Origin of the sequence: Polaribacter sejongensis (genome assembly GCF_038024065.1) — a bacterium.
GTDB lineage: Bacteria > Bacteroidota > Bacteroidia > Flavobacteriales > Flavobacteriaceae > Polaribacter > Polaribacter sejongensis.
Map to the genome: position 1 here is coordinate 641,837 of NZ_CP150667.1, position 13,826 is coordinate 655,662.

Consider the following 13,826-nt stretch of genomic DNA (forward strand, 5'->3'; position numbering starts at 1 on the left):
AATATCAAAAAATGAATTGGAAAATTTTTGGTTTAAAATACGACAATCGAGAAACTTGGGCATTTGAACAAATGTCTTATCTGCTTTTCTGTGCTGAATTTAATAATAGAATTGGATTATTTCGCTACAAAAACCAAACAGGAATTGAGACAGAACCAATTGAAAAAGATGGAAAACATTATGGTTTTCAATCTAAATATTATACAACCTCGGTCGCTGTCAATAAAAACGAACTTATTGCTTCAATTAAAAAAGCTAAATCAAAAAATAAACAATTAGACGAATTATTTTTCTACATCAACCAAGAACTATCTGAAAGCACTACTAAAAGTAAAAAAAAACCGCAATATCAATTAGATATTGAGAAAGCTGCTAAGGCAGAAGGTATTAATATTCAATGGCGAGTTCCAAGTCATTTTGAATTACAATTATCTTTACCAGACAACAAATATATTAATGACATTTTTTTTAGCCTTGAACCAAACCAAGAAGATTTACTTGATGAAATTTCTAAACACAACGAGAATATTTTACAAGCAATTCAAACGGAAATATCATTCGGAGACAAACAAATTAAAATTGACAGAAGTTCTGTTGTTGAAACAATAGCAAATACTTCTCAATCGAAAAAAAACATAATTATTTCAGGTGAAGGCGGTTGTGGGAAAACCGCAATTTTCAAGGAATATTATAATTCTTATTTTAAGAAAATACCAATTTGTGTTTTTAAAGCAAATGAACTTAATGTAAATCACATTAACGACATATTTCACTTTGACCACAAATTTACATTTGTAGAGTTTCTCAATACTTACAAAGATGAAGCACTTAAAATATTTGTAATTGATTCCGCAGAAAAACTCGCTGAGATTTCTAACAACGATATTCTCACTACATTAATACAAAAGTTAAAAGAGAATGATTGGAATATTATATTTACAACACGCTACGCTTATCTTAATGATTTAACTTTTCACATAAAGGAGAATTATCAGTTGCCATTTGAAGTGAATAATGTTTCTTTGATTGGTGGTGATGAATTAAAATCAATCGCAGATGAATTCAAATTTTCACTTCCCGACAATCAAAAATTCGTAGAACGTCTTAGAAACTTGTTTTATCTAAGGGAGTATGTTCAACAATATTCAAACATTGACAAACAAGGAAATTATAATGGATTTATTGATTTGCTTTGGAAAAAGAAAATACAAAATACTGTTCAAAAAGACAACCTGCATCTTGAAAGAGAAAGGTGTATTGTCAGCATTGCCAAACAAAGATGTGAAACAGGACGATTTTATATCAATGCAGACAGTTTGCCACAAAAAGCATTATTTCAATTAAAACAAGACGAAATACTTGGATATGACGACACACATAACGGATATTTCATTACTCATGACATTTATGAAGAATGGACGTTGGATAAAATAGTTTCCCGTAGTTTTTCAAATTATTCAAACATAAAAGATTTTTTTGACGACTTAGGAAATTCATTACCTATTCGCAGAGCGTTTAGATTATGGTTATCTGACCATCTATATGAAAACAGTAACGAAATAGAAAATTTTATTCAAAGTGCATTTACCAACGTTAAGTTAACACAATTTTGGAAAGATGAAATTTTAGTATCTGTTATATTATCGGATTATTCAGAGACGTTTTTTAATTTTTTCGAGAAGGAAATCATTGCAAATGATTTTAAAATACTAAAACGTATTTTGTTCCTGTTAAGAATCGCCTGTAGTGATATTTCAGAAATTCAAAATATTGAAATTATAAAACCTAAAGGCAAAGGTTGGGAAGAAATAATTTCGCTTATTTACAAACATAAAACTGACTTTTTTGATAGTAATTTAAAACTTGTTTTACCAATTTTAACTGATTGGTGCGACTTCAACAAAACAGGAAAAACAACAAAATACGCAGGCTTGTTAGCATTGAGTTTAATTCAAAAAACTGAAACTGAAGAAAACTTCTATATACACGAAGTTGTAGAAGAAAATATTTTGAAAGTGGTTTTCAATGCAGCCTATGAATTAAAAGATGAACTAAAAGAAATTTTTGACAAAGTAATTTCTAATATTTGGACTGAACACAGAAACCCATACGCCGGACTTTGCTCCAAAATTATAGAGAAACCATATATAGCAACTGAATTAATTAAAACACTTCCGCAATCTATTATTCAATTGTGTGATTTGTTTTGGCAAAAACAGCCAATAAAGCAAGACAGATTTGGATTTGATAGAGACACAATGGAAAGTAGATATGGCTTAGCAGAAAAACACCAATTCAATTATTTTCCTTCAAGTGCTAATCAAACACCAATAAAATGGTTATTACAAATAGAATTCTACAAAACAATTGATTTTATCATAGATTTTACAAATAGAGCCGTTGAATCTTTCAGTAAATCTGATTATGGAAAAGAAGGTGTCGTAAAAGTTACAATACACATTAATGAAACGGAAGTAACCCAGTATTTAAGTGGTGCTATATGGAGTATGTATCGTGGCAATGGAAGCCCTGTTGTTCCAAACCTATTGCAGTCAATACATATGGCATTAGAAAAAACTCTTTTAGAATTTTCTCAAATCATAAAGCCAGAAATAATTCAGAAAATACTTCTAAGAATTCTTACTCAATCAAAATCTGCTTCTATTACTTCGATTGTTTGTAGTGTTGTACTTGCAAATCCTGATAAATTCTACGATATAGCTTTAATTTTATTTAAAACAATTGAATTATTTCATTCGGACACATTTAGATGCACAAATGAGTTTCAAGCTAAATCTCTGTATTCAATAGGATCTGGAATGGATAAAATGAAAGATATTTTATATGCAGGTGAAAGATTGAAGACTTGTGAGGATAAACATAGAAGTTCAAATTTGGAATCATTATTTTTAAATTATCAGCTTTTCGGTGTAAAAGGTTTTACAGAAGAACAAAATTCTGAATTCATCGAGAAATTGTATAAAATAATTGACCAATACAAATCCAACGGTTTAACAAATAAAGCATTTGGAATATTGTTAGCGAGAATGGATAGACGAAACCTTATTTCCAAAGTATCAAAGCATGACGACAATAATTTACGAATAGAATTTAGTCCTAAAGAACTTTCTGATGACCATAGAAAGGAAAGTGAACAAGCAGATAGTCAATACCAAGAGATTTTTAAATATACTTCTCTAAGATTATGGGCAGACTTCTTGAAGACAGAAAGGTCTCAAACCAAAACTTTAAAACAAGAGGAATATGATAAGACCCCTCTTTTAGCTTTATCTGAAACTAAACAACTTGTCGCAGAATTAAATTCTGGAAGAAATGTAATGGGTATTATGGGTTATTCAATACCTGGTTTTTCCTGCTCAAAATTACTAATTGAACACAACGACATACTATCAAGAAAAGATAAAGAATATTGCAAAGACATTGTACTTTCCAATATATCTGTCCTTTTTTCTGATGATTACAACTATCAAATAAGTGATGGAGTTGAAGCTTCGATTCATGCTATTCCAGTATTAATTAATGAATATCTAAAAGAAACTGAAGATTATACCTCATTAATGGTTTTGGCACTTTTAGACCAAACATCTATTGGGCACTACAAAAGAATTTGTGATTACGTTATTGAATCTATTCATAAATCAAAAATGTGGGAACAAAATCCAAAAATTGCTCAATCAATTTTATTTGGATATGTAAAACTCCAACCTATTTACAAAAATATTATTGTGGAAATAAGGAAAAAACAAGGTTGGGGTCTAATTTCTAAAAGCTCGATTTTAGAAGAATTGGAAAAGACAAATTCTGATTTTATTTTTGAGAATATCTCATTTGATATAAACGATATTTCTTCACTTGACATTCATGGTTTGGAAATAGTTCTTCAATTAATTCCTTCCAACACAAAAGATAAAACTCACTTAGATATCTATTCTAAATCTTTGCCCTTTTTGGCACCACAGTTGCTCAAAGATAGAAGAAGTTACAAAGATGATTCGGGAGACGATTCCAACATTTATACTTTACGGTTACATATATTTATGAGGTTTGCTTATTTTATCTTAGAAAGAGAAAAAAGCGAAATTGACATATATCTTAAGCCTTTTGTTGATTCGTTTTCTTCAACAGAAGAAACAGCTTCATTTATTGCAGAATTATTAAAGGCAGAAGATTACTTAAACAAGTATGAACAATTTTGGTACATATGGAACAATCTATATCCTAAAATAAAAGAACTATGCTCAAATCCACGTGGCTACCATTTAAAAGAAATTATAATAAATTACTTGCTCGCATGGCGCTGGTGGCGTGAAGGAGTTGAAGAGTGGCGTAGCTTAACAAAGGAAAACTTATCTCTTTATACAAACGCTTCAAAAGAAATAGGTAACATTCCCTCTGTATTGTATTCTGTTGTCAAAGTTTTAAATTCAATCGGGTCAAACTTTAAAGATGAAGGTATTGATTGGATTTATACAATTATATCAAACAATAAATCATTAAATCTTGGCGATTTAGAATCAAACACTCTATACTACTTGGAAAAGTTTTTAAGAAAATTTGTTTTCATCAACAAACAAAAAATAAAAGAAGAAATAAAATTAAAAAACAAAATAATCCCAATACTTGATTTTATGATTGAACGAGGTTCTATACATGGTTATTTATTACGAGAAAGTATTCTGTGATGAAAAAAATGTGTTGACAAAATGAAAAACAAGAAACACCAATATTAATCCTTTAAAATCAAATTTGCAACTCCTCAAAAAGTGATGCACTGTACGTGATTTCTGCGTTCCTCGCAATGACCCTGATTGTGGATGCTCGTTGTGTATACGTGTGTGAGATTCTTGCAGAATGACAAACTAGGTAGATTTAAAATCCATCCGATTTACAAAATAGTACAATTGCAAAATCCAGCGAAGTCAATAATCAATAATAGATTTCGGCTTCGCTCGATTGTTTACTTATAGATTGTTTTATAGAACTAAAAATCAACTTTTAGAAAGTCATAGTAATTACATCTTCAAAGTAATTTTGTTTAAAAAGCCACTGTAATTTTCTAACTCCAGCGGTACATCTGCATTTTTTTCCATATCGTGAAAATGGTGTGTACCTATCAATTCCATACCTGTAAAAGCATTCATTCTGTGAAACCCAAACATAACCCCTTCATCAACACTTTTTTGATCGAAAAACTCATTTTCTAAAGTAAAAGCTGTTTTGGGTGCGTTCCAACTAGTGGTGAGTATGTATTTTTTTCCGTGCATCAATCCACCAGTTCCGTAGTTAATATCTGGATTTGTTCTGCTTCTTCCGTCGCTTTTATAAATTCCGTTTTGATGACCTTCGGTAAAAACTTCATCGATATATTTTTTGAAACCAAATGGAATCTGAAACCACCAAATAGGGGTGTGGTAAATAACGATATCTGCCCATTTAAATTTTTCTACTTCTTCCTTTGCATCATAATCATCACCAACCTGAGTAGATTTTACAGCAAAATTCTCATTTGAATCAAAGTAATCCATTGTATTATTGAAAAGTGTTTCGTTAAATCGACCTCCAGAATGTGCAAATGGATGACTTCCATTTATTATAAATATATTTTTCATCTTTCTTTATTTAATTATGGACAAAATTAAGTTGGTTTTTTGTATTGTAAAAATAATACAAATCATACCTTTGTATTATAATATTAATAGTTATGGTAAATTTAGAATGGTATAGAACATTTAAAGAAGTATATGAAAACGGCACTTTAACTAAAGCGTCAATTGCTTTATATTCATCTCAACCTGGTGTTAGCGTGCACTTGAATGCATTAGAAGCCTATATTGGGAAAAAATTATTTGAACGCACTTCGAGAAAAATGATTCCTACAGAGGATGGAAAATTTTTATACGAATACATTATAGAATCGCTGAACAAGTTGGAAATTGCCGAACAGCATTTTAAAAGAACAACGCAAGAAACAAATCCTTCTATAAATATTGGTATGTGTTCTGAGATGTTTCAACTCATTATTGAACCCGAAATTCCGAAGTTGGATTTTGACCTAGTGGCACGATTTGGTGCGCATACAGATTTAATAAAAGACTTGAATAATGGCATTTTAGATTTAGTGATTACGCCCAAAAAACAAAATGATAAAAAATCGCTGGTGGAGTATGTCCCTTTTTCGAAAGAAAGAATTATTCTCATTGCAGGAAATAAAACGGATACGACCGAGATAAAAAAGCACATAGAAGCTAATAATTTGAATTCCTTAGAAGCGGAATTATTGAAAAATAGTTGGTATAGTTCCTCCAACGAAATGGAGCATTTTAGACGTTTTTGGTTTGAGAATTTCAATAAAAAACCATCTTTTAAGCCCAACTATATTTTGCCTAATATCACTTCTATCATTCGATGTTTATCTAATGAAAACGGATTGGCATTAGTGCCTGGTTTTCTATGTCAAAAGGAGATTTCGAATAAAGAAATCAATTTAGTTTGGGAAGGAAAAGTAAAAACCGAAAACACCTTGTATTTTGCCTCAAGAACAGATTTGAAATACAAGAAAGAACTAGAGGTGCTTCGAAATATATTTACAGCAAAGATGAAGTAATACCCAAATAAACATCAAAATGACCGATTAAATTCGTTTCTTTTTCCTTAATATTTCAATATAAAATAGAACCATAACTAAGGCTATGATTAGATTTTCTATTTCATATTAAGAAAAAATAATTCAAATTTATTATCAATCATTTCGAAATTCATTTGATATAAACAAAATGCACCCGCTTATTATCATTAACAATAAATAAAGCACAACTCTCGCTGTGCTTTTTGTTTGTATATTATTGTTTGCTCATTGTTGTGGGTACGAAGTCAGAGACACTCGCATAGCAGCACTTAGATTTTTCAGAACACTTTGCAGAGCTTGTTATTGGTCTCCGGCAGAAAAAGGTGCGGATATTTTGTATGATTTAGTGACTTCTAAAACTTATAAAGACGATTCAGGAAAGTATTTTGATAATGATAAAGGAGATCCAAAAGGCTATTTTTCGCAAGCATATCCAGATGCTTATGATGGAGCTAAAATTGAAAAATTATTAGTACTAACGGATAGTTTATTCTAAACGCTTTAGTTTAAAAAAATAATAAGACTACCAATTTGGATAGCCTTATTTAATTTACTTCGCATCCTCAAAAATAAACTCACCTTTTGTTTCTGCAGCGTGTAAACCCCATTCAGTAATTAGGGTTAAAATAGGTGTAAGGGTTTCACCAAATTCGGTAAGCTTATATTCTACTTTTAAAGGTGGTTTTTTTGTAAAGACTTTTCTGCTAACCATACCATCGGCTTCTAATTGCTTCAATTGTAAACTTAAAGTACGCTCTGTAATACCTGGAATTTCCTTTCTCAATTCGTTGTAACGTTTTTTATCGCCAATTAAGTGGGTAAGGATTACGCTTTTCCATTTTCCGCCAATCAATTCCATTGCTGCACTTGTTGGGCAGAAGGATATTTTATCGTTTATTTTAATCTTTGGCTTTTTTTCAAACAGTTCTTTTCTGTCCATAATGATATATATTTATGAAAGTAACATACGAATATGTACTCTCTTTTTAATAGATTCTTCTGCAAATTTAATGGACTTTAATTTAGTGTGCAACTATATTTTGTATAGTAAAAATATTTACACTTAAAGAATTGATTAAAAGTGGGTTGTAAAATTATCTTATACTATACTTTATGACCATTATTGCACAGCAATGAAACTACACATACTTTTGTCACTATAATTTTGATAGTATAATTTACCAACTAAATATAAAAAGATGAATTTAAGTGAGATTTTAAACAGCCGCTATACCGTAAAAGAATTTGATGAGACAAAAAAAATAACGGATAAAGACTTTAATCAAATCAAATCTTTATTACGTTTAAGTCCATCAAGTATAAACCTACAGCCTTGGCATTTTATAATTGCTGATACGGCAGCTGGAAAAAAGCGTATTGCAAAAGGCACGGAAGAAACCTTTCCTTTTAATACACCAAAGGTTTTGGATGCTTCTCACGTAATTGTAATTGCAGCAAAAACAAATGTCGATGAGAATTATATAAAAAGCATTCAAGATAAAGAGGACGAAGACGGACGTTATGCAAAACAAGAATATAAAGACCAAGCTTATGCAGGACGTATGATGTTTGCAAACCTGCATCGATATGACCTAAAGGATGTACAACCTTGGATAGAAAAACAAGTGTACCTTAATATGGGGTCATTGTTAATAGGAGCTGCAGTTTTAGGTATAGATGCTTGCCCAATGGAAGGCGTAGATGTAAAAGCTTTAGATAAAGAGTTTGGCTTGCATGAAAAAGGCTACACAGCTCTTGCAGTGGTGTCTTTAGGATACAGAAAAGACACCGATTTCAATTCTAAACTTCCAAAATCTAGATTTTCAGAAGAGACCATTATTACCAAATTATAAACCTTATAAAAATCATATAACTAATGAAAAAATTCTTTAAAATAATTGGAGGTATCATCGCTGGCTTACTTGTAATTGGAGTTATTGTATTTTTCTTTTTTCCAAAAGTGTTGGTAGATCAAACGAATGTTAGTTATGCCAATGCAGCAAACTTAGAAAAGAAAACGGTGGAAGTAAATGGATACACCGTGCATTTTTACGAAAGTAAAGCGAATAATGATAAACCGGACTTTGTAATGCTTCACGGAATGGCAGATGATAAAAATAGCTTTTTACAAACTGCTAAATTCTTATCAAATGAGTATCATCTAATTCTTCCTGATTTGGCTGGACATGGTGAGAATGAAAGAAAACAGGGATTGGACTATTCTATTAATGGACAAGCCACTTTTCTAAAATCGTTTTTAACTAAACTTAACGTAACAAAATTTAACCTAATTGGTAATTCAATGGGAGGGCATACAGCTGCTGCCTACGCTATAAAATACCCTAATGACGTTAAAAATTTAGTTTTGTTAGATGCTGCAGGCATTAAAATAGAAGACCACGTTGTGTATGGTGGTTTTGGTAAAAAAATCGAAAATAAAGAAGAGTTAAATGTTGTGCTTCTACGTGTTTTTTATAAAGTACCAGACCTTCCAGGACCAATAGCGAACTATATGATTGAGACCGTGAATAACAGTAAAGATTTTGTTGATGACACTTTGATTCCTGCAATTACAAACGGAAAATACTTCAATCTTAAAGACGATGTTCGGTCTATAAAAGCGCCAACATTAGTATTACAAGGTAAACACGATGAAGTGGTACGGTTGAATGCAGCTGAATATTACAAAAACCACATTCCGAATGCAACTTTAGTAGTTATCGAAAACGCAGCACATTCTCCTCAATTAGAAGTTCCTGAAGAAGTTGCTAACGATATTAAAAAATTTATAAAATAATAAAAACACATAATGATGAATACGAACACAAAAATTATGCATGCAGCTATTGTGCAATATCATCGTTGGTATCTTTTTTACGAACGTGATTTTGAAAACAAGCAACGATTAGAAAATCAGTTAGAAATTTTAGCAGATTCTGTAAAAATGAAATCTGCAGCGGGAGAAATGCAGGGCAAAGAAAATTATCATGAAAGATTAAAAGTTTATAAAGGGTGGAAAAATGCGCATCATATCCAAAATATAACGGTTCACAAATTAGAGGATGGCACTATGAATCTTGAGGCTGATATTGTATATCAAAATTTAAAACCAGATGGATCTAATTATAGTTATCCATTGCATTATAGTACGTTTTTAAAAGAAGTCCCTAATGCGCTATTACCAGTTTTTACAGAGATAAATATTCAGCCTACGGGCGAAATTAAGAATCCTACATTTAAAGACGCTTATCCGGAAAACAGAATGTTATCGCTAATGCATTATTGGTTGTTAAATATGGAACAATTAGATGGTAATGTGGCCTCTTTTAAAGAAGTATTAGCTGAAGATTTTAAACTTAATTTCTCAACAAATAGTGAGCCTATTGTTACCATAGAACAATTAGAAAAATGGTTAAATGGAACACCATTGCAATTAAATAAAAGCAGTCATTCTCCAGAGAATTTTTCTATGAAAGTTATTTCAGAGAACCAATATGAAGTTAACGTTGATTTTGTTTGGAATGGAGAAACAAAAGACGGACAAATAGTTACGGCAACTACAGCACATCATTGGATTGTAGAGGATAATCCTAATGATAGATTTGCAAAAATAAAAGAGGTTACCATAACCCAAAAAGCACCACTAACTCGAAAAAAGTAAATTTTTTATAAACACATAATTATGAAAAGTACCATAGTAAAATTCACAGCAAAACCAGCACACGCAACAAGTTTTGCAGCAACGTTAAAAGAAGCACAAGCTGCAACAGAAAAAGAAGCTGGTAATAAAGAAATAAAAGTATTTGTATCGAATACAGATGCCAATGTATTTTTTGTGTACGAACGTTGGGAAGACAATGCAGCAATAACATCTCACGATAACGAACCACACATGCAGAAGTTAATGCAAGTAGGGCAAACGACCTTGGAAACTGTGCCCGATTTTTATTTCTTAGGAGATACCAATCCGTTACCAGATCGTTCAAAATCTCCAAATGCTGAAGATGAATTATTCATTATTTTCTTCATATTTAAGTTGAAGCCCAATTATAAAAAACAAGTTTTAGCACAGTTTGAAGATCATGTTATCAACACAAGAAAAGAAGAGCAAGGAAACATTTTTTTTGATTTATATACGGTAGACGACCAAGAAGATACTTTGGCGGTTTATGAACACTGGAGAAAAGAATCTGATGTTTGGGATATTCATTTTCATCAACCATACGCCATGAAAACAGGAAAATTGTTAGAAGAAGCGGTAGAAGGAGATTTAAAACAGTACATGCATTTTGTTACTGAAATTTAATCGTAATTCTCTTTTGACCGAAAATCACTATTTAAAAAAATCAAGTGAATTTAAAACTTTCTTTATATAGAGAAGTTTAAAAATAGAAAAATAAAACAAAAGCAGCTCTAAAACTAGAGCTAAACATAACTGATAAAATGAACATATTAAAAAAACAAATTGTCTTAATTTTTGCTTTAGGTATTAATTACTTGGCATTGGCACAAATAACAAAAGAAGATAACTATAAAACAGGTGTAAAAATTGTAAATGAGGTAAATGGAGAAGGCGCTTCCAAAAGTCTAGAAGCTGCTTTTAAAAGCGTATCTCCAGATATGTCAGAATACATAATTCGTTATGGTTTTGGCGAAATTTACAACAGACCAGGTTTAGATTTTAAAACAAAAGAATTACTAATTATTGCAAGTCTAACTACACAAGCTAATGCAAAATCTCAATTAAAATCGCATATGAAGGCGGCCTTAAATACTGGAGTAACTCCAAATGAGATTTCTGAAACGATGATTTTGCTGAGTCTATATACTGGTTTTCCGGCTGCAAACAATGGCGTTTTTGCTTTGAAAGAAGTTTTAGATGAAACTAATTATACAGCTTCTTCTAAAATGAATTCAACGGATCAATTAGTTAAAAACTGGGAATTAGAGGGCTTTGCTATGCCAGAATCTATAGTCGCTTCTCCAACTGAAGATTGGTTGTATGTTTCTAATGTAAATCAGAATGAAAAAGGATATATAAGCCGAATTACAAAAGCAGGTAAAGTAGATAATTACAAATGGGTTACAGGTTTAAATAATCCTGCAGGTTTGGCATTGTATCAAGATAAATTATATGTGGGTGACGGTAATGAATTGCATATTATTGATGTAAAAAAGGGGAAGTTACTAGCGAGTATTTCTTCAAAAGAGGCAATGGCTTTAAATGACGTAGCGATTTCAAAAGATGGGCAAGTATTTGTTTCGGATATTGCTAGTGGTAAAATTTTCACGCTAGAAAATAATAAGCTAGTGGTTTGGTTTCAAACATCAGAAATTAAGCATCCTAATGGTATTTTTATTCAAGATGATAATTTGGTTATTGCCAATTTTGGTTCAGAATTATCTTTGTCCTTAACTCCTGATAAATACGGAAGTGTGTATAAAGTCGATCTAATAGATAAGTCTTTTGCTATGATTAAAAGTTCTTATCAATTAGGTGCTTTAGACGGATTAACGGCAGTTAAAGATGGTTATTTAGTAACCGGAGGTACTGTAAGTGATTTGTTTTTTATCAATAAGGATACTCGAAAAAGAATAGGAACATTTCCAAAAGGATTAGCAGATATCAGTATAGAAAATAACACATTGTATGCTCCAATTCTCTTTAGTAATAAAATTGAATCCTTTTCACTACCAAGAGACCTTACCACAAGTAAAATTGTTGATGAGAAGTAACAAGACATCATCATAAAAAAAAGAAGATTTAAATAAATTAAAAACACAAAGCCCTGAAAGCTTTGTATTTGCGCTTAGAATAATATTAAAAGAGATTATAGAAAATAAGAATTCTATATAAATAGTGCTAAAAAAACGAGATAAAATGAAATACGAAATTACAATGTTTTCCGATTTTCAATGCCCATATTGCTACATTGCAAAAGGAACTATTGATAGCCTGAAAAAAGAATACGATATTGAAATTAACTTTAGAGGTTATGAAATTCATTCAGACATACCGGAAAACGGTATTCCTTCAAAAGATTATTTCCCAAATGCAAAACAGAAAAATGTTCAGCTACAAGAATTTGGACGTCAATACGGCTATGAATTTGCAGATATAACTGCGATGCCTAATTCTAACAAAGCATTACAAGTTGCAGAGTATGCTAAAGAGGTAAACAAATCTGATGCCTTTAATACACTAATGTACGAAGCATTCTTTTTTAAGGACATAAACATAAGTTTGGTTCCCGAAATAAAGAAAATGGCATTGACAGTAGGTATTTCAGAAGCAGAAGTCGATCAGGTTTTTGCTACTAATAAGTATAAAAAAATATTAGAAGCCAATAAAATGTTTTGTATGGATAATAATATTTCTAGTGTTCCAGCTTTTATTATTAATAATAAAATTATAGTGGTTGGGGCTCAAAGTGCTGAAAATTTCAGAAAAGTCTTTGAAGAATTAAAAGTATAAATGAACAATATTAATTCACTGTATGAAATGGCTTGTGTGCAAATTCAATTTAATATTTAAAAATTTTGCGTCTTTTTTTAATCTATGCGTCTATACATAAATCAAAGATTTATTTTTGCTACTATGAATACTGAAATTATACACGTTTGGAATTATATGAATGGCCGATTAACAAATTTTGTTAACGGAAAAGTTAAGAATCCTGAACTTACTAAAGATATTGTTCAAGATGTTTTTTTAAAGGCGTTTATAAAATTTGACTCTTTAAAGAATAAAGAGAAATTGGTGTCTTGGATTTATCAAATAACACGTAACGAAATAATTTCTCATTTTAGAAAATTAAAATTTGAAACATCTTCCGATAACATAGAGGCTGAAGATTATGCCAACGATTCACTTACCTCTGAACTCTCACATTGCATTAGTCCGTTTATAGATTCACTTCCAGAAAAGTATAAACAAGCAATTATTTTGGCTGATATTGAAAATATTCCGCAAAAAGAAATAGCAGAACGTTTAAACATTTCGTATTCAGGTGCAAAATCTAGAGTACAACGAGGTAGAGAGTTGTTAAAATCTTCTTACGACCAATGTTGTGAAATATCTACAGATGTATATGGTGATGTAATAGATTACAAAGAAAAAAAATGCAATCCATCTTGTGATTAACTATTTTTTTGCGTCTTTTTATAAGGTTGACGTCTA

12 protein-coding genes are annotated in these 13,826 nt (G+C 30.9%); 10 read left to right on the forward strand and 2 right to left on the reverse strand.

Features of this window, described 5'->3' with window-relative positions; translation table 11 throughout:
* The first annotated feature begins 11 nt into the window (after positions 1-11).
* On the forward strand, positions 12-4,703 hold the full coding sequence (avs4, locus tag WHD08_RS02350) for an AVAST type 4 anti-phage nuclease Avs4 (protein ID WP_208889374.1): 4,692 nt from the start codon (positions 12-14) through the stop codon (positions 4,701-4,703).
* A gap of 330 nt (positions 4,704-5,033) precedes the next feature.
* Here the strand turns inward: avs4 and WHD08_RS02355 are convergent, their stop codons facing one another.
* Entirely contained in the window at positions 5,034-5,630 is a 597-nt protein-coding gene (locus WHD08_RS02355; RefSeq protein WP_208889373.1) for an NAD(P)H-dependent oxidoreductase, read from the reverse strand.
* A gap of 92 nt (positions 5,631-5,722) precedes the next feature.
* Here WHD08_RS02355 and WHD08_RS02360 point away from each other — a divergent pair, with 92 nt between their 5' ends.
* Both WHD08_RS02360 and WHD08_RS02365 read left to right on the forward strand, forming a co-directional pair.
* The gene (locus tag WHD08_RS02360; protein WP_208889372.1) at positions 5,723-6,625 is read left to right on the forward strand and encodes a LysR family transcriptional regulator; all 903 of its coding nucleotides are present in this window, start codon (positions 5,723-5,725) and stop codon (positions 6,623-6,625) included.
* Positions 6,626-6,980: 355 nt separating this feature from the next.
* On the forward strand, positions 6,981-7,142 hold the full coding sequence (locus WHD08_RS02365) for a hypothetical protein (protein ID WP_165731207.1): 162 nt from the start codon (positions 6,981-6,983) through the stop codon (positions 7,140-7,142).
* Positions 7,143-7,196: 54 nt separating this feature from the next.
* Here WHD08_RS02365 and WHD08_RS02370 read toward each other — a convergent pair whose 3' ends face one another.
* Positions 7,197-7,586: a winged helix-turn-helix transcriptional regulator gene (locus WHD08_RS02370; RefSeq protein ID WP_165731208.1), complete on the reverse strand. Its 390-nt coding sequence runs from the start codon at positions 7,584-7,586 to the stop codon at positions 7,197-7,199.
* 259 nt (positions 7,587-7,845) lie between these two features.
* On the opposite strand from WHD08_RS02370, the gene nfsB reads away from it, so the two are divergent.
* From nfsB to sigZ, 7 genes are all read left to right on the forward strand, one after another.
* Positions 7,846-8,499, forward strand: coding sequence for an oxygen-insensitive NAD(P)H nitroreductase (gene nfsB / locus WHD08_RS02375; protein WP_208889370.1), 654 nt, complete (start codon positions 7,846-7,848; stop codon positions 8,497-8,499).
* Between the two features lie 23 nt (positions 8,500-8,522).
* Positions 8,523-9,443, forward strand: a complete 921-nt coding sequence (locus tag WHD08_RS02380) for an alpha/beta fold hydrolase (RefSeq protein ID WP_208889369.1) — start codon at positions 8,523-8,525, stop codon at positions 9,441-9,443.
* Positions 9,444-9,458: 15 nt separating this feature from the next.
* A complete protein-coding gene (locus WHD08_RS02385) occupies positions 9,459-10,307 on the forward strand; it encodes a hypothetical protein (protein ID WP_208889368.1) in 849 nt (282 codons plus the stop codon).
* A 21-nt stretch (positions 10,308-10,328) separates the two neighbouring features.
* Entirely contained in the window at positions 10,329-10,952 is a 624-nt protein-coding gene (locus WHD08_RS02390) for a putative quinol monooxygenase (RefSeq protein WP_208889367.1), read from the forward strand.
* 137 nt (positions 10,953-11,089) lie between these two features.
* Complete coding sequence (locus WHD08_RS02395) at positions 11,090-12,382, forward strand: carboxymuconolactone decarboxylase family protein (protein ID WP_208889366.1); 1,293 nt, start codon at positions 11,090-11,092, stop codon at positions 12,380-12,382.
* A gap of 145 nt (positions 12,383-12,527) precedes the next feature.
* Entirely contained in the window at positions 12,528-13,121 is a 594-nt protein-coding gene (locus tag WHD08_RS02400) for a DsbA family oxidoreductase (RefSeq protein ID WP_208889365.1), read from the forward strand.
* Between the two features lie 123 nt (positions 13,122-13,244).
* Entirely contained in the window at positions 13,245-13,790 is a 546-nt protein-coding gene (gene sigZ, locus WHD08_RS02405) for an RNA polymerase sigma factor SigZ (protein ID WP_208889364.1), read from the forward strand.
* The last annotated feature ends 36 nt before the right edge of the window (positions 13,791-13,826 follow it).